This is a genomic window from Mucilaginibacter sabulilitoris (assembly GCF_034262375.1).
In the GTDB taxonomy this organism is placed as follows: domain Bacteria; phylum Bacteroidota; class Bacteroidia; order Sphingobacteriales; family Sphingobacteriaceae; genus Mucilaginibacter; species Mucilaginibacter sabulilitoris.
The window spans coordinates 136,687-154,119 of record NZ_CP139558.1 but is presented as its reverse complement, the minus strand read 5'-3'; the positions used below and the strand labels follow the sequence as shown (position 1 = coordinate 154,119).

Below are 17,433 nucleotides of genomic sequence, written 5' to 3'. Positions count from 1 at the left end.
GGTATAAATAAAAAGTTTCACGGCATGTTAATTGAGCTATATTAACAGACAAAACAATTCTTGGTTTAAACGTTTTACAATTTGTCTGGTCATACTTATAAACCAATCATTTAATCCTGACAAAAAATGAAATTGATAAAGAAAATATGCGGTTTAAGTTTAATAGCATTTTTAATTGTGCTGGCCGCTCCGAATAAAACCCGGGCTCAGGAAGGGGAATATGTTTCTGACCAGGAATTTTACGACGAACTTGATCCTTACGGTACCTGGGTAGATGACCCTACTTACGGTAACGTTTGGATTCCCGATGCAGAAGACGGCTTTAGGCCCTATGCCACCCGTGGCCATTGGGTTGTAACCGATTATGGTAACACATGGGTTTCTGATTATCCATGGGGATGGGCAACCTTCCACTATGGCCGCTGGCGTTATGATGATTATTACGGATGGGAATGGATTCCGGGACATGAATGGGCTCCGGCCTGGGTTAACTGGCGCAGCGGTGGCGGTTATTATGGATGGGCCCCTTTACAACCTGGTATAAGTATTAGCCTTTCGTTCGGTAATAGTTACCAGGTGCCCGATTATTATTGGGTATGTGCACGGCAGGAGTATATAAACCGCCCCAATATTTATAATTATTACGAGCCACATACCCGCGTAGTAAATATTATACACCGTACTACCATTATTAACAATACTTATGTTTATAATAAACGCACCTATGTAACCGGTCCACGTATTAACGAGGTAAGGCGGGTTACCAGGCAAAATGTACAGGTGTACAGGGTAAATAATGTAAACAGGCCTACCGGCAGGCCGAGCATCAGCAATAACAGGCTGAATATTTACCGTCCAGAAATAAGGAAAGCCCCTGATGCCCGTCCGGCCAGAGTAGTAAATGCTGCCGAATACAGAAAAGAACACCCTAATGAAGGTATTGCACACCGTGTAGGCGGACAGGCAACTGTAAACCGTGGTAATGCCGCGCGATTAGCTCAGGTTGCTAAAAGTAATGATAACAAACTGGTAAAAGTTAATAACAACAGGCCGGTAAGGCAAGCACAACCAGATAACAAACGTCCGGACCAGCCGAGTGCGCGGCCAGGTCAGCCTGCAAATCAACATGGTGGTTCAGGACAGCGTACCGGGCAACCGGATGCAAAAAATGTTCAGCAACAACAAGCTGCCCAACGCCAGCAACAGCAGGAAGCACAGCGCCAGCAGCAAGAAGAGCAAAAGAAACAGCAGGGTGCAAGGCGTCAGCAGCAATCTGATGAGCAAAGGCAGCAGGCAGTTCAGCGTCAGCAACAACAGGAAACACAACGTCACCAACAGCAAGACCAGCAAAAGCAACAGGCTACAAGGCGTCAGCAGCAGTCTGATGAGCAAAGGCAACAAGCCGCTCAGCGCCAGCAACAGCAAGAGGTGCAACGTCAGCAGCAACAAGAAGAGCAGAGAAAACAGCAGGGCGCAAGACGTCAGCAACAATCTGACGAACAAAGGCAACAAGCTGCTCAGCGTGAGCAACAACAATCCGCCCAACGTCAACAAGAACAAGCTCAGCGCCAGCAAGAGGCACAACGTCAACAGCAACAGGCTGAACGTCAGCAACAGCAGGAGGCTCAGCGCCAACAGCAACAGGCCCAGCGCCAGCAACAGCAGGAAGCTCAGCGTCAACAGCAACAGGCCCAGCGCCAGCAACAGCAGGAAGCTCAGCGTCAACAACAACAGGCTCAACGCCAGCAACAGCAGGAGGCTCAGCGCCAACAGCAACAGGCTCAACGCCAGCAACAGCAGGAAGCCCAGCGGCAACAACAACAAGCTCAACGCCAGCAACAGCAGGAAGCCCAGCGGCAACAACAACAGCAGCGGCAACAGGAGGCCCACCGCACAAGGCCCCAGGGCAATAATTAATACTGGTCAGATTTAGACATGGGAGAAATAGCACATATAAACTAATTTGATTTATATGTGCTATTTTTATGGCTCATAATAAACCGCTGTACAGCTATGAAATTTCTGAATTTTAAACAACCATCCGTTTTTTTTATCGTCTTATTTTTAGTGCTGTTTGCCTTTACTGGTAACGCTCAGCAGGTTTCAAAAGCGGGTAAAAAATCGGGCCAGATTGACTTTATTGAAAATTCATGGAACGAAGCGTTAAAACAGGCTGCAGCCCAAAAGAAATACATTTTTGTTGATGCCTATGCCACCTGGTGTGGCCCCTGTAAAATGCTAAAGGCTACTACATTTAAAAATAATAAGGTGGCCGATTTTTATAACAGCAATTTTATTAACGTGGCCATTGATATGGAAAAGGGGCAAGGGCCTGCTCTTGCCGCACAATGGGGATTGCGCGCCTATCCAACACTGATTATTTTTAACGCGAAAGGGAAACCTGTTTATGGCACAGAAGGTTTTATGCGACCAGATGACCTGATTAAATTTGGTGTACAGGCTTTAAATAAATAAGCATATAAATAAAAAAGACCAGGACAATTAATTTCTGGTCTTTTTAATCTAAAGCAAAAACCTGATTATTTTTTTACCAGGAATGATCCCTGCAATAATGCAAGTACTTGCGTGCTGCTTAAAGGCTCATCAAATGCTGCCGTGGCTACAGCTACAGAGGTAGAACTGCTTGTTGCACTTTTTAAAGTAGTAACATCAACAGTACTTTGTTTTACATTTTGTTCGCCATCATAATTACCGTTTACAAGTGCAATACCGGTATCATTACCTAAACCAGCGGTGCTTGTTATCCAAGGAGTTTGTGAACGGATCTGGCGGATAGCTGAAGCATGGCGGGCTTCAACCGCATGAATGGATAATGCTGCTGTTAATACTACCTGGTTTTTTAATAAAAAACCCGCCTGGCCTTTATATGCTCTTACACCGGTATCTTCAAATACCTGTGCAACAGCCAGGAAGGTAGCATAATTTGTTAACACATCGGCAAACGGACCGCTGCCTGAGCCATTACCGGCTGTTAAATCAATTTCTGGTTTAGAAACAGGCGTTCCACCCAATGATTTAATTACTGATGTTAAAAATGTGACGTGATTGTTCTCATCAGTTGTTACCTGGTTAAAGTATTGAGTAGCAGCTGCTGCCGGAATCAAAGCTGAGCCTTTGTCTTTACCTGCATTATAAAAGGTAGATTCAAGGTACTCCAGCGTAAGCGCGTAATTCAATACATCAACTACCGATGGTGCCGAAGCGTCGGCGGCATAAGCTTTTTTAAACATTGTACCAACAGCAAACGGTAAAGCGGCAACTGCTACTTTTGAACCAAAACTGGCTATATTTTTGATCACATCACGGCGCTGGCTTAGCTTTCCGTAAACTTCCGGATCAATATTTTCAATTTCATCTATTATGTTAAATAAATTCATGACGATGGGTTTTAAGATGCTACGTAACCGTAATTTATTGCACTAACTTTTGTTTTTAAGAAACCATTGGCTATCTTAAGGACTTCCGCTATAGTGGCCGATTTGTTTAAACTATTGCTGGTATCAATTACATCGGCACCTGCGAAGGAACCCGGAGTGATCATGTTACTGATCAGTGCGGCATGACGTGCTTCTACAGAAACAATCTTGCCGGCTATCAACAGGTAATCTGGACTTTCGATAAGGTAACCTGCGCCATCATAAGCAGTAACGCCGGTATCTTCAAAAGCTTTTGCCGCGGCCAATACTTTGGCACGACTGCTAAAATCAATAGAAGAAAAATCGGGTGTTAAATCGGGGATTGCTTTTGCTCCTAAGGCGGCTTTAAAAAATTCGCGGTGTAAAACCTCGTGATCACGAATATCGGTTAACAATTTGGTTTCGGCAGTAGTTATGCCGCTGAAAGGAGTAGCGGCAACCTGTAAATAAAATGCTGCTTCCAGTTGCTCTAACGCGTAGGCATAGTTTAAAATAGCGAAATCATTTTTGGCGCCCAGGTCAACTCCGTTTGGTGTTGGTGTAACCTGGTGATCTTTATGGCAAGCCGCGGTAGCTAATAAGCCTATTGACGCAACACCCACACCTGCATAGCGCAAAAACGACCGCCTGGCCATATTTGCATCTGATATGCTTTCTTGTGATTCTGTTTTCATAAGTTAAGTTTTAAAATTGTTTCAATTAGTTTGCTTTGTAAAAGGACATACGCCTAATTGAACAGCGCGGATTGTTGATTTTGGTAAATAACTTACTCTTAATAAGAGTGGTTTTCTTAAAGGTTAAATATTGAAGAAAAATAAGTGCTTATTTGAGATCGACAGAGAAGCGGAGGTCTTGCGCTAATAAATGACTTGAGGCAAAAAAGTTTAAACAAAAAAAGGCCGAAAAACTCTCGCAGTGTTTCGGCCCTACATCTACCTATGAAAAACAACCCTTTGAGAAGGGTAATAAGATTAAGTCAAATGCAGTGCCAGTAATCAAAATGTGTGCAATTGTGTGCCAAAAGTGTATTTTTATATCTAATGCTCAATGTGTTGTGGAAAATACTTCCCAATATATGGGGACTATTTGCCCGGATTTGTATTTTTAGAACTGTCTGATTGCCAGGTGTTAATATATAAATGATGACTCCGGAAACCATACACTAATAACATTGTTAACTATCATTATGGACCATAACATTTATTTGCTGGCTACTGACCCTAAAAACCCTTGCAGGGATGTTATCCATTCGAGGGATACCCGTTTGAAGGTTAGGGTTTTTTGCCTCAATGAAGAGCGGTTTAGTCCGGATGATAATGAATTGCAGTTGTACGGTTATGCCGATGATAAACTACTGGCATTTGAAACTATTGATATTATACCCGAAGACGCAATTGACCTACTTGACGCCATTAAGTGGTATGCCAGTTACATTGATAAGCCCCAGATGGAGATACTACCCGAAGACCCCCGCCCGGGCCAAAATGTAGCCATGTATGGTCAATAAAGGTAATTTAGTCACGAATTTCAAAAAAAAATAGACTAACAATCAGCGCTTTAATATAAATTGAAAATATTTTTTTGAAGAATAGATCAGAACTTCTATATTTGCAGACCCAAAAGCAAGGGAGTTTAGCTCAGCTGGTTCAGAGCATCTGCCTTACAAGCAGAGGGTCACTGGTTCGAACCCAGTAACTCCCACACTTTTAAACCCTTCAGATTAACTTCTGAGGGGTTTTTTGTTGGATTGAGAATTCCTGCTAGTCCTATTCGTCTATAGTTTGTTTGCACACTGTTTGCACAAACAGAGTGGCCATAATCACAATCTTATGGTGGGTCAAGCAGAAAAGTTGTGGGATAAGATAAAAAGTATTTGTTTTGTATTTAACGAAACACGATCTCTTGTCCAACGCATACGAAACCCTGGTCCGCCTTATACTTCCTGAAGGCTTGTTAGATTATTTTGAACTGACTGACGTTAAACCGTCAGAAAGTGGTCAGCTGAATATTTACCTGGAAGAAAAGAACCTGCCTCCTGCCGGTTATGAAAAGGCACAAATAGAGTCAAAAGGCTTTCTGCCTGAAACAGCTATCCAGGACTTTCCGATCCGTGGTCATAAGGTAGCACTCTGTATTAAACGGCGCAGATGGGAAGTAAAATCCAGCGGTGAGGTCATCACCAGGGACTGGGATTTAGTACGAAAAGGGGCACGAATGACAACGGAATTCGGCCTTTTTTTAAAAGGTATATTTGGATAATAACCCGATCAGCTGCCACTTGCTGGGCAGGCTTTACAGCGTCGACGGAAAACAGCTACAACAGCAGTATAAAGATCACCTAAGCGATTTTCATACCTGGCCACAAAAAGAGCATGCAGAAGAATGGCTGCTGTTTCCGGATAATATCGGACCGTCATTAAGCATCGATGAAACAGCCCTAAGCAATGGCGAGCTCTACACCATTATTACCAACAAAGCAGCCAAAGGCGGCAAGAAAGCGATTGTAGCGATGCTAAAAGGCACACAGGCCGAGCAGATCATGGCCGTGTTGGAACGTATTCCATTACGTAAGCGGAACAAGGTCAGCGAAGTAACGATGGATATGGCGGCAAACATGATCAAATCCATCCGCCGGTGCTTTGCTAATGCCAGCCGGGTGATCGACCGATTCCATGTGCAAAAGCTGGCTTATGATGCTGTACAGGAGGCGCGGATTAAATATCGCTGGGAAGCGTTGGATGCCGAGAATCTTGCATATGATAACGCTAAAAAGAATAAACAAAGCTATCAACCCGAAGTGTTCAGCAATGGCGACACGCTCAAGCAACTGTTAGCCCGGAGCCGTTACCTGCTTTTCAAACATCATACGAAATGGAACCTGTCACAAAAGCAAAGGGCAGATCTATTATTCCATAAATATCCGCTATTACAAAAGGCCTATCAGCTATCGATTCGGCTGGGCAGCATCTTTACCAACTGTAAGAACAAACAACAAGCTTTTAAAGGGCTGGCTATCTGGTATAATGACGTGGAAACTGCCGGTATAGATGCGTTCAGTACGGTGGCAAGGTCAGTCAAAACCCACTATGAATCAATCCTGAACTTCTTCGATAACCGGGCCACCAATGCTTCTGCCGAATCATTCAACGCCAAGATCAAAGCTTTCAGAGCTACTTCAAGAGGCGTAAGAGATACCGCTTTCTTCTTATTCAGACTCCAAAATATCTATGCCTGATTTTTTATTCCCCCAACCTTTCGGACTGATCCCTTATGGTTACGTATAAAGTTTTGTTAGATACAAGACGAGCAAAGTCAGATGGAACCTATTCTGTTCAAATCAGAATCACAGCCAATCGAATAAGTAGCACGGCCAACACTGGCGTATTTGTGAAGAAAGAATTTTGGGATGAAGCCCAAAGCAAAGTATTCAATACCCACCCCAATGCTCCCCTTTTAAATCGGAAGATAACAGAGTTTTATCTCAAGGTACAAAAGGCGGTTATAGAACTTGAAAGTGAAAATAGTTTCAGCTTTGGAGAACTGAAAGGCCGATTAAGCACAAACGTTGTTGCTCCGAAGATTAATCGCGTTCAACAGTTTAAGGAGTATGCTGACCAACTCATAAGTGATATGCTTGCTATCAATAAAGCAGGGAACTCGATTGTCTATCAAACGGCTACTAATAGACTAATGGGTTATGCAGGTAATCCTAAACTTAAGTTTACTGATATAACATATACCTTTCTTGAAGGTTTTAAACGTCAGCTTATAAAGGACGGGGTTAAGGTCAATTCAATAAGCAATTCTGACATTGAAGCCAAAACGAAAGAAGAGTCACTAGCTTATCTTAAAGGTTGTTTTGATACTTACGAACTTATCCGAGAGCTGGCTGTCAAGGAAAAAAATCAAGGAAGTAAAGATATGTTACAGAATTTTCTTGACAAATCGTTCATTAGTACGTTCTACACCTCGAAGATGAGAGTCAATGAGTTCAAAGTAGATAATTACATACATGAGGACAGAGTTAAAGGCTATTACAAAAGCTTCGATCTGTTACAAGAGGCTTATAAAGAACAAGATAAGCAATTCACCCCGACATATAGCATAGAAGACTATGCAATAGGCGATAAGGATAGAATTTATAGACAGTCAAAAGTAACCATTAAAGAACAACAGAAAGAAACTATTGGCTTCACAAAGTTCCGATCCAAACAAACTTATGGCTAAAACCGGATGGGAAAGCAACACAGGTACCAATGCATCAAACTTTAATGCTTTGGCTGTAGGGTTCTTTTCAAATGGCGTTTACGATGGCAAAGGTACAGATGCGGTATTTCTTACGACATCCATATTACCTGATTACAATGTTCCTGATGCTTTAATATCTATCAGCAGGATGGAGAAACGGATGCTATCGTTACAGATATCATTGGCGCAACTAATGAAAGAGGTTCTTTAAGATTTGTAAAGGACAACTAAGCTGACCTCTTAAAAGGAAATCAAAATGATAGAAGAGCTTACTTTCGGGTAGGCTCTTTTTGTTTGCTTTTGTCAAAAAGCATATCACATAAGTAATCGCCGATGAATTACATCAAAGTTATTTTTCGAATAATGAAGCCGTAATTGGTAAAATATAATGTTTTCTCATCGTTCGATAGGGCAACCCTTATGGCGCTTACATCGGCAGCCATACCCACTCCATCTTTTTGGGTATTCGACCCATCCGGTCCGGCAATGGTGGTCATTGTTCCCGTTGCCACGTCAATCCTTTTAATATAACCGTCATCAGCTACATATATTGTACTTGCGTCTTTTGTAGCTGCCATGCCCATTATTGAATCGAAATGGATGTTTGGTATAAGTACCAGTTGCTGGTCGGAAGTAAACTTATATAAAGTGTTTTTGCTTGTTGCGAGGTATTTAATGTTGTTCAAACATGCTGAAATGGCGACAAAGCTTACATCCTGGCCGACATTATCAATAGCAACCAACTTAGGGTATAGCTGTTGTTTTGGTGGATCGACTTTATATATCTGATAACTATTTGTAAAAACCTGCGAACTGCAAACCCAGACCAGGTTAAAATGGGGATCAAGACTGACACTCGAGAATGCGGAACCATCTGGTGAAGAGCGTTCTTTATAAATATCCGTATTGGGTTTATAGCTTATTACTGATGGCGCCGATCTGAAATCGCCGTTTTGAGTAAAGGTGATGTAGCCATCTGTTGATACCGCGATTTCAAAAGGCGCAAATGGAACCTGGTTTCCGACGCCGCTCGTCGGAAATTGCACGGTTGAAACAACACTGTCTTTTACAATTCTCCTGATGCTGTTGCCATTGATATCGGCGACATACAAGTCACCATTTTGCGCAACAGCTATGCCATTTGGTTCAAAAAAAGATGCACCGCGGCCTACGCCGTCATGTTCATCTTCTGATGGCACAAAAGCGCCCGCGAGTGTTGTGACTGTATACTGAGTACTACCGGCTGCTGCTTTTTTTCCGGACGCGACGCTCAGATCATTCAATCTCTCTTTGGTACAGGTGGTAAATAACAGCACGAATAAAATGCCTGTTACAAATGCTATAATATTTTTCATATTGTTCAAAATCTGTTGTTATGAGAAAAGGTCAAGTTAGTGGGCAACGTAGCCTGGTAGTGTGAGTATTTTTATGCTCTTTACATCAGTAAAGTATAAAATGTGCTGCTTGTCATCAATTGCCAGCCCCCAGGCATATACATCGCCAGGCATCGATTCTTCACCCGTTGGTTGCTGAACTTCAACTAATGTGGTTATGACGCCATTGTTCAGCTTATATATAGATCCTTTTGAAGTAAAATAAATGGTATTACCGTCATCGGATGTGACAAGGTCATTCACGCTCTCGAAAGGCAGGTCGGGATATGTAACTATCGGTTTTATTTTGGAAACTGTTCCATTTGCTGATATTTTATAAAACTGGTTTGGTGTGGCTAAATATTTTACGCCGTTGGGGCATGCATAAATCACGTTCGGTAATGCCCTCGAATATATGTAATCAGGATGGTCGGTGTAACGAACTAAGAACGAATCCCGGGGAAGCGTAAGATTAGGTAATTGGATATGACCCGACCAGAATTTGCCTAAGGATCCATTGCCCAGAAACCAGAAAAAATCGCCGGTTGGGTCTTTGGTCAATCCCGGAATTGTGCTAGTTTCATCAATTTGAGTAGTATATATTTCGCCTGATGGTTTATAGATTCTGCCAAGGCTTATTCCGGATGAAAAACGGGTATCCGGCAAGAATACAGTGTTTATTGAGCCATCATCGCCAACCCCCACGCGAACTGGATGGGTAAGCTGCAATGCATTTGGACCGGCGGGTGTGTTCAGGGTAGTTACAGTGCCAGTATATTGGTTAACGTTACCGTTCAAGCGCGTAATCACCACCTTTCTGATAGCATTATTGCCAAAATCTGCAACATATAAAATACCGTTTGGCTTTAATTGCAAGCCCTCGGGGCTCCTGAAACTTGCCGTTGTGCCAGTTCCATCTGCATTGCCCGGATCTACGGCGCCGGCAACGTTAAAAACAGTGTAAGGTTGAATTTGCAGGTTTACCTGGTTTTCGCCCGAAGATAGTCCCTGCCCATTATTTTTTTGACTCAAAGGCAGTATAGAATCTTTACGCTGACAGGAAACCAAGAAAATGAAAAAAATAACCAGACAAGTGATGTAGGTAGGTTTTGTTTTCATAAAGGAGGTTTTGATTGATTGGTAATTAAATTTAGCTGTCCGAAAACAAGAATGGAGCATCTCTTCCGCATTCGTATACTATTTTGAGAAACGTCTGTGCGTAATGTGTGGTTTTGTATTGGCTCTTCGTGAATCGAAGTTTTGTTGATTCAGTAAAATAATTCAACTGCATAAGTCAGCACTTGCCTCTCCCATTTTGGTTGCTTACAACAGGAAAGGCAAGTTATGCTTATGGCTGGGCGCAGAGGCCATTCACACACCAGGAAGATCGGTATTACGCAATTCTTAAGTTTTTCAAATCAGTCGCCAGATTTCGTACGTTTAATAAGTCTGCGACACATTAAACTCCACCGCAAGGCTAACACACGATACCTGCACTTTTTTATTTCAATCCCTATAACATATACCACCCACTAATAAAATGTGCAGATAAACCCACATTGCGATCTGTCATCCAATTTGACTTAAGCAAAGTCATTGCTCTATGTAAGCTGTCTCTGGTCTTATCAATTATTCGCTATGCTCATTCATTGCTAAATCAGACGCATTCCATTATTTTAGCTCACCTGCGTCTCGCAAACCCGCTTCAGTCTTGTCACAGCATTTGATAATTGCCTTTTCAACACTTGCCTTATAAGGTCAAATGCGACGCCAAAACTTTGTGAAGCATGCTGTGAAATCGCACATTGTGCTTTCTTTTCACAGACGGTTTGCTCTGTTCGCAGGCGGCTCGCAGAAGGATGTCAACAAATGTTATTATTTATCAATAACAAGAATATTATTACAAGTTATTTGTTTCAAATGATAATTATATATATTTGCTGTACCTAAATCACTTAATATGATTAACCTGTCGCAATAAAAAATATACTTCGCTAAGTCTCACAAAGACTCAATCAACAACCTTCAGTTATTAAAGAATAGTATCCGTACATACTGTATGCAGGTATTGATATATATATATATATATATGCTATTCTGTAAACTGTAACTATGTCACTCCATGAAAAGAACAATACTGACATCCTTCTTTCTTTTAACTATCTCCCAGCTGGCTCACGCACAATGGACGAATACCGGAAATAATGTTTATATCAACAGCGGCTTCGTAGGTATAGGTACCACCACTCCTCAGAATCCGCTGGATATACAACGGGTGGGATCAGGCAATGGGGGGGCTATAATAAGCATCCAAGGATTTGAAAACTCAGCCAGCGGAGGAGGATATCTTCGGTTAACGAAGTCACGCGGGACTACGATCGGTTCTCAGGTAACAACGCTTTCCGGGGACATCATGGGAACAGTGGATTATATGGGTGTCCGTCCAAATAATACATTTGGCTTTAGCACCCGGATTATCGGTTACCAGGATGGCCTGGCTGGTACTAATTATATTCCAGGTAAATTATCTTTCTTTATTGGTAGCCCGAATAATACACTCGTGGAACAAATGACCATTACTTCGTCCGGAAAGGTCGGCATTGGAAAACCAGCACCTTTATCCTTGTTGGACGTGCGTGGAGATGTACGTCTGGGGGGCTCGGGAGTTAACTTGGCGCCAAGTACGGGATTGACGCTCGCTGACTTGGCAAACACGGGACAAATGCTTATCGGCTGGAATAGAACAGGCGGATATGGGGAAACTGACTTTATAGCAAATCAAGGAGCCGGAAGCGCGGGCGGATTTGCCTTTTATAATCATGATAACGCTGATGCAGAAAGTCGTCTCATGTTGATACAGGGGAATGGCAACGTAGCTATAGGTACAAACAATCCTCAGAATTATAAACTAGCTGTTAATGGAACTATTCATTCCAAGTCCGTGCTAATTGATCTCAACGGCTGGTCAGATTACGTATTCGAAAAAGATTATAAATTGCCGTCTCTTCAAGCAATTAAAGCCTATATCGATCAGAACCAGCATTTACCGGAGGTTCCATCCGAGGAACAAATTAAAAAAGATGGGTTAAACGTAGGTGAAATGAATAAACTGCTGATGAAGAAAGTGGAAGAGTTGACTTTATATATGATTGAAATGAAGGCAGAGATCAAGGAATTACAAAAACAAAATGAATCATTAAGAAAATCTAAATAAAAATATGAAACGAATATTACTCTTGTGGATAGTTGGGTGTACAATTATTTTAGATACAGTTTCTGCCCAAACTAAAATTGTGACGACCGGCAACAACCTGGTAAATCCCGCAGATCCCTACGCCGCTGATATTGTGATCGGAAGTGATCAAAATGGAGGAATTCGCCATGACGCCAGTATCATGTGGTGGAACAGTGGGAGTGCTTCCCGTATTTCAAACACTGGCGACACATTTCTATTGTCGCAGTGGGGCTCTACTACACCTAATATCGGGCTGTCAGCCGCCGTTGGCGGAAGCAGTTATTTTAAGGGTAAAGTCAGTATCGGAACAACTATTCCATTCTCTCTTTTAAGTGTGAACAGTGGCTTGAGCGCACCAACGACTCCAAGTCTTACCAATAGTATAGTCATCGGGTCTGCTAATGCGAACGCTGTTAATAAATATCTTGGACAATTGGGATTTGTATCCAATGATGTGGATTTCAGTGCCCCGAAAATGGTCGCTTACATTTCCGGGGAAGCCACGGAGACTTATACCGATGATACCAAGACCGGGTCGGTCATGAGATTTTACACCGGAAATAACGGTGGAAGTAGTCCGGTAGAAAGAATGGTGATCGACAATCGTGGGTATATAGGGATTGGTACAGCTACACCTAAAGAGACCCTGTCGGTGAATGGTAACATTCGTTCTAAACAGATCAAAGTAGAGACAGCTAACTGGCCGGATTATGTTTTCCAAAAGGATTACCAATTACCATCCCTAACTGATGTCAAAACCTATATCGAACAAAATAAACATTTACCGGAAGTACCTTCAGAACAGGAAATCGCGAGGGAAGGGTTGAACCTGGGGGAAATGAATAAACTGCTGATGAAGAAGGTGGAAGAGCTGACTTTGTATTTGATTGAACAGAACAAGCGAATAGACGAGCAACAAAAACAAATCAATAAACTATCCTGGGTCGAAAATTAACTAAGCTACTATCATCAGTTAGATCAAATCAAGTATACCTTGCTCTTAGCTGTTAAATATATATGAAAAAAGAAGAATCCTTTATTAACAGACTTATGTTTCTGACAAATCACCTACCTCGCGTATTTCTGTTGATCACAATTATTGTTTTACTCATTACCACAGATTGCTTGGCACAAACCACCCAATTGAACCCGAATATATTAAATATGACTTTGCCTTCTCCCAGCGCTGCGGCACTTGGAAAATTTGGGAGTATACCTGTATCCCCATCAAATGGGATACCTAAAATTAACATACCCATATTTGAACGCCAGGGGGGTAATAACAAATGCGGGTTAAGCATTTCCCTTGACTATCATGCCGGTGGTGTGCGGGTTGATGAAATTGCTTCAAATGTTGGGCTTGGTTGGGCCTTAAACGCAGGTGGTGTTATCACAAGAACAATAAATGGCAACCCTGACGAATTAGATCTTCCAGATGAAAAAGGGTTTCTTGTGGATCAGCGGTCTTTACCAAGAGATGCGGTCGGAGCCTCCTATACAGCCGACGCGACTACGTATACTACACCCGGAAATATGATGCAAGATGGTAGGATGGATGGGCAGATTGATGATTACTCATTCAATTTTAATGGCAGGAGCGGGAAATTTTATTTAGGTAAGAATGGCGATGTCCTGATCACCCCGCAGCAAAAGCTTATTATTGAAAAAACCGACTCCGGCAACGGCACAAACATCACCAGTAAAATTACTATTACAACCGAAGATGGTTTTAAATATGAATTTGCAGATCAGGAGACAACGTATTCCAGCACTTGGACTTATGCTCGGGAATACCCCACGGCATGGTATCTGAGTAAAATTACCAACCCCAATGGAGCAGATGTTATAACTTTTCAATATGAAACATTTGGCGCAGCGCATACCGTTTCTAACGTAACATCAGAAAAATATGCATTGTCATCAGCACAATATACTACACCCACTCCCGCTTATTTATATTCAAATTACCAGGTTACTGAAAGTGGCAATTATAAACGATTATTGAAGATCCAATTTGCTGATTTAACTGAAGTTAACTTTTCATATGACGCAACAAATAGAACAGATTGGGCCAGCGATAAGGCGTTAAACAGTATCACAATCAGCAATAATAACAAGCAGTATAAAAAGTTTGACTTAAAGCAGAAGTATGCATCAAACAGGCTGTTCCTGGACAAGGTAATTTTAAAAGATGCTACTAGTGCAGCAAAGGGCGAATATGCGTTTGATTATAATGGGGATGCCGACCTTCCGGAAAGATTAAGCGCCAATCAGGATCATTGGGGTTTTCCGACTCGCAATCCTGACGGACGTATGATCCCGGCAGAGTACCGGATGCAACAATCTTATCCAGGTCCTGCACCTAAGTTGTACGAAGGCGGTTATCGTAACGCCAGTTTTGTGACCATAAATGGAACTATAAAAAAAATGACTTATCCAACTGGTGGATATACTTTATTTGAGATGGAGGCCAATGATGCGAACATTACCGATTACAATCCAAATTTATATATTCCCGGGCTATCCAGCGGATATGATGTTATTGGCGGTGCACGAATAAGGAAAATTCAGGATTATGATGGACTTGGCACTACACCGGCACTAACGCGTGAATTTACTTACACTTTACCGGATGGAAAAAGCTCAGGTGTTATTGCTAACTACCCGCACTACTCTGATGCGCTTTCTTACGACTTTAAACAACTTCCACCTACTGATAGGCAGACTACTGAGATTGGGCCCGGCGGGATTATCACAGTAGAAGCTGGTGACGTTAGATATCCATCTTTAGGCTATTGGTCACCCCTTCCCATACCTGGGTACGGGAGTTCTGGCGGAGTATACCACCTTCAACCAGGTTACCGGGAGCTTTATCAATCAACAGATTATAATGTACTGATCCGTTCTTCTTCATCTTTGAGCAATCTGGCCTTTGCCATGGGCAGCCCGGTCACCTATCAGCGGGTAGAAGAGAAAATATCAGGTACAAATCCCACTTCAAACGGCAAAACAGTCAGGATTTTTTCTGTTTTTGGCGATTATGACACCGCATCTGATTTTTCCACTTCTCAATTCCCTCATCCTCCGCCACGTTTCAAAGACTGGCTTTATGGATTAATGAAGCAGGAACTGGTTTATGATGCTCAAAACCGGCTGATAAAAAAGACAGAGAACAAATATGATGCTATTGAGGGCGAGGACCTGATTACCACTCCAACCCGAATGGAAAACTTCAGATCTGTTATGGTATCTCCTATCAAATTTACGACAAGAGAAATCACCAAACCGTCTTTTAACGATGGAGCACCTGTTTACTGGATGCATTGCAGTTATTACCCTGCCACGGGACGTGAACAATTGGCCGGCTCCACCAATACAACCTATGCAAATAACGGGGATTCAGTAGTAGTTAAAACAACCAATACCTATGATCCCTCCAATTATTACATCAGGTCGCAATCTATTCAAAAGAGTAACCAAGCGCTCATCACAACAACTTATAAATACCCTAAAGATATGATTAGTGAAGGAAAGGACCCTGCCGGCATATTCCAGCAAATGGCCAGTCTTAACATCATTAATCCTATGGTTGAACAAACCGATGTATTAAGTAAAGATGCAGCTACCAATCAATTAAAATGGATCGGCATTCAATATTTTAATCCAACTGGGGCGGTTTATGCACCTAAAAGTGCTGCTGTTAAACAATTATCCTACCCGATTGATACTATATCAAAGTTTAACAGGTATGATAGCTATGGTAATATTCTTGAACAACAAAAAACAGGAGGCCCCAAAGAGGTCTATCTCTGGAGCTACAGCGGCCAGTATCCGGTAGCTAAAATTATCAATAGCGACTATACCACAGTAAGCAGTATAATCACCCAAACACAAATAGATAATGCTGCCGCCACCGGTGATGCCGCCTTAAGAGCATTACTAAATACATTGCGTACAGATAGCAGGCTAAAAAATTCCCAGGTTACTGCCTACACCTACACCCCATTGATTGGTATAACCAGTACAACAGATGCGAAGGGCGAGACGACTATCTTTGAATATGATAGTTCCCAACGGCTGATGAACGTGAAAGATAAGGATGGAAATATTGTAAACAACTACCGTTATAATTATGCAAATTCGGCGACAGACGATTTAGGGCGTACTATTTATTATAATGTTGAAAAAAGAGGAGATTTCACTAAAAATAATTGTCCTTCGGGAGGCACAGGTGGGATAACCACTTATACGGTATCCGCAAAAAGTTATAGTTCAATTATCAACCAGGCAGATGCCGACCAAAAAGCACAGGATGATGTAAATAGAAATGGGCAGCAATACGCAAATACAAATGGCTGGTGTACATTTTTTAATACCGCTCAGATTGGTGTTTTCACCCGTAATACCTGTTCTGTTACGGTGCCGGGGAGTACAGTTACCTATACAGTACCCGCAGGCACACACAGTTCACCCGTAAGCCAGGCAGATGCCGACCAAAAAGCAAAAGATGATGTAAATACCAACGGGCAAAGTTATGCCAACACTAATGGTATTTGCGCAACCTATTATAACACAGAGCAGAAAAGGGATTTTACTAAAAACAATTGTGGCAGCGGCAGTACAGGAACTGTAGTTAGTTACATTGTTCCTGCTAATAAATATAGTTCTGCTATTAGCGTGGGGGATGCCAATCAAATAGCACTAAATGATATCACCGCGAATGGTCAGAATTATGCAAATGCAAATGGAAGTTGTAATTCAAGTTGCTCATTCGCGCCGGCTCAGGGCTGGAGTGTTTTGTCAGGTAGCTTAACAAACATTGGCACATCTGTTTCACTTAACATTCGGTTTTCTTCTACATCAGGTAACATCTATGATCTTGCCGGGCCTTATACTATCGCATCTATTATAGGTTCTTGCTCAACAGGTAATAGTCACACATTTAATACCATCCAGGATTCGACGGGAGGTTCTCGTAATTGGCAAGTAACAATAGCCGGAGGAACCATTAGTGTTAAGCTGTTAAACGGCCCCAAGCCGGTAGGTTCAGAAGTAATATTCTTGGCTGGTGGTTATAGCTTATAATTTTAAAGCGCTACAAAATGCAATATCATCAGATACATGGATTATCATTACCAGG

14 protein-coding genes and 1 tRNA gene are annotated in these 17,433 nt (G+C 42.1%); 11 read left to right on the top strand and 4 right to left on the bottom strand.

The window, feature by feature from the left end:
* Positions 1-126 precede the first annotated feature (126 nt).
* Positions 127-1,917, top strand: coding sequence for a DUF6600 domain-containing protein (locus tag SNE25_RS00600; protein WP_321563148.1), 1,791 nt, complete (start codon positions 127-129; stop codon positions 1,915-1,917).
* Positions 1,918-2,013: 96 nt separating this feature from the next.
* Positions 2,014-2,475, top strand: a complete 462-nt coding sequence (locus SNE25_RS00595; RefSeq protein WP_321563147.1) for a thioredoxin family protein — start codon at positions 2,014-2,016, stop codon at positions 2,473-2,475.
* 65 nt (positions 2,476-2,540) lie between these two features.
* Here the strand turns inward: SNE25_RS00595 and SNE25_RS00590 are convergent, their stop codons facing one another.
* Together SNE25_RS00590 and SNE25_RS00585 are read right to left on the bottom strand one after the other, a co-directional pair.
* A complete protein-coding gene (locus SNE25_RS00590; RefSeq protein ID WP_321563146.1) occupies positions 2,541-3,398 on the bottom strand; it encodes a ferritin-like domain-containing protein in 858 nt (285 codons plus the stop codon).
* 11 nt (positions 3,399-3,409) lie between these two features.
* Positions 3,410-4,111, bottom strand: a complete 702-nt coding sequence (locus SNE25_RS00585; protein WP_321563145.1) for a ferritin-like domain-containing protein — start codon at positions 4,109-4,111, stop codon at positions 3,410-3,412.
* Positions 4,112-4,623: 512 nt separating this feature from the next.
* On the opposite strand from SNE25_RS00585, the gene SNE25_RS00580 reads away from it, so the two are divergent.
* The 6 genes from SNE25_RS00580 to SNE25_RS00555 all read left to right on the top strand — a co-directional run bounded on the left by SNE25_RS00580 (position 4,624) and on the right by SNE25_RS00555 (position 7,896).
* Entirely contained in the window at positions 4,624-4,944 is a 321-nt protein-coding gene (locus SNE25_RS00580; RefSeq protein ID WP_321563144.1) for a hypothetical protein, read from the top strand.
* 119 nt (positions 4,945-5,063) lie between these two features.
* Positions 5,064-5,138 (top strand) — tRNA-Val (locus tag SNE25_RS00575).
* Positions 5,139-5,339: 201 nt separating this feature from the next.
* Complete coding sequence (locus SNE25_RS00570; protein WP_321560923.1) at positions 5,340-5,696, top strand: ISAon1 family transposase N-terminal region protein; 357 nt, start codon at positions 5,340-5,342, stop codon at positions 5,694-5,696.
* A complete protein-coding gene (locus SNE25_RS00565) occupies positions 5,689-6,672 on the top strand; it encodes an ISAon1 family transposase (RefSeq protein WP_407666945.1) in 984 nt (327 codons plus the stop codon). The genes SNE25_RS00570 and SNE25_RS00565 overlap by 8 nt, the downstream gene beginning before the upstream one ends.
* Positions 6,673-6,707: 35 nt before the next feature.
* Positions 6,708-7,664 (top strand): phage integrase SAM-like domain-containing protein, encoded by a 957-nt coding sequence (locus tag SNE25_RS00560; protein ID WP_321563143.1) that lies wholly within the window; start codon positions 6,708-6,710, stop codon positions 7,662-7,664.
* Positions 7,657-7,896 carry a fibrobacter succinogenes major paralogous domain-containing protein gene (locus SNE25_RS00555; RefSeq protein WP_321563142.1) on the top strand — a complete coding sequence of 80 codons (240 nt, stop codon included), beginning with the start codon at positions 7,657-7,659 and terminating at the stop codon, positions 7,894-7,896. Before SNE25_RS00560 ends, SNE25_RS00555 begins: the two co-directional genes overlap by 8 nt.
* Before the next feature lie 127 nt (positions 7,897-8,023).
* Here SNE25_RS00555 and SNE25_RS00550 read toward each other — a convergent pair whose 3' ends face one another.
* Together SNE25_RS00550 and SNE25_RS00545 are read right to left on the bottom strand one after the other, a co-directional pair.
* Positions 8,024-9,040, bottom strand: a complete 1,017-nt coding sequence (locus tag SNE25_RS00550) for a hypothetical protein (protein ID WP_321563141.1) — start codon at positions 9,038-9,040, stop codon at positions 8,024-8,026.
* Between the two features lie 36 nt (positions 9,041-9,076).
* On the bottom strand, positions 9,077-10,177 hold the full coding sequence (locus SNE25_RS00545) for a hypothetical protein (RefSeq protein WP_321563140.1): 1,101 nt from the start codon (positions 10,175-10,177) through the stop codon (positions 9,077-9,079).
* Between the two features lie 1,003 nt (positions 10,178-11,180).
* On the opposite strand from SNE25_RS00545, the gene SNE25_RS00540 reads away from it, so the two are divergent.
* The 3 genes from SNE25_RS00540 (at position 11,181) to SNE25_RS00530 (ending at position 17,378) form a co-directional block, all read left to right on the top strand.
* Positions 11,181-12,272: a hypothetical protein gene (locus tag SNE25_RS00540; protein WP_321563139.1), complete on the top strand. Its 1,092-nt coding sequence runs from the start codon at positions 11,181-11,183 to the stop codon at positions 12,270-12,272.
* 4 nt (positions 12,273-12,276) lie between these two features.
* Positions 12,277-13,248, top strand: a complete 972-nt coding sequence (locus SNE25_RS00535; RefSeq protein ID WP_321563138.1) for a hypothetical protein — start codon at positions 12,277-12,279, stop codon at positions 13,246-13,248.
* Between the two features lie 209 nt (positions 13,249-13,457).
* A complete protein-coding gene (locus SNE25_RS00530) occupies positions 13,458-17,378 on the top strand; it encodes a DUF5977 domain-containing protein (protein WP_321563137.1) in 3,921 nt (1,306 codons plus the stop codon).
* Positions 17,379-17,433: the final 55 nt, after the last annotated feature.

Excerpts from the sequence above, each read along its gene's own strand:
- SNE25_RS00590 (WP_321563146.1), bottom strand. The coding sequence starts at position 3,398 with ATGAATTTATTTAACATAATAGATGAAATTGAAAATATTGATCCGGAA.
- SNE25_RS00585 (WP_321563145.1), bottom strand. The coding sequence starts at position 4,111 with ATGAAAACAGAATCACAAGAAAGCATATCAGATGCAAATATGGCCAGG.
- SNE25_RS00530 (WP_321563137.1), top strand. The coding sequence starts at position 13,458 with ATGACTTTGCCTTCTCCCAGCGCTGCGGCACTTGGAAAATTTGGGAGT.
- SNE25_RS00595 (WP_321563147.1), top strand. The coding sequence starts at position 2,014 with ATGAAATTTCTGAATTTTAAACAACCATCCGTTTTTTTTATCGTCTTA.
- SNE25_RS00555 (WP_321563142.1), top strand. The coding sequence starts at position 7,657 with ATGGCTAAAACCGGATGGGAAAGCAACACAGGTACCAATGCATCAAAC.
- SNE25_RS00540 (WP_321563139.1), top strand. The coding sequence starts at position 11,181 with ATGAAAAGAACAATACTGACATCCTTCTTTCTTTTAACTATCTCCCAG.
- SNE25_RS00600 (WP_321563148.1), top strand. The coding sequence starts at position 127 with ATGAAATTGATAAAGAAAATATGCGGTTTAAGTTTAATAGCATTTTTA.
- SNE25_RS00545 (WP_321563140.1), bottom strand. The coding sequence starts at position 10,177 with ATGAAAACAAAACCTACCTACATCACTTGTCTGGTTATTTTTTTCATT.
- SNE25_RS00550 (WP_321563141.1), bottom strand. The coding sequence starts at position 9,040 with ATGAAAAATATTATAGCATTTGTAACAGGCATTTTATTCGTGCTGTTA.
- SNE25_RS00535 (WP_321563138.1), top strand. The coding sequence starts at position 12,277 with ATGAAACGAATATTACTCTTGTGGATAGTTGGGTGTACAATTATTTTA.
- SNE25_RS00580 (WP_321563144.1), top strand. The coding sequence starts at position 4,624 with ATGGACCATAACATTTATTTGCTGGCTACTGACCCTAAAAACCCTTGC.
- SNE25_RS00560 (WP_321563143.1), top strand. The coding sequence starts at position 6,708 with ATGGTTACGTATAAAGTTTTGTTAGATACAAGACGAGCAAAGTCAGAT.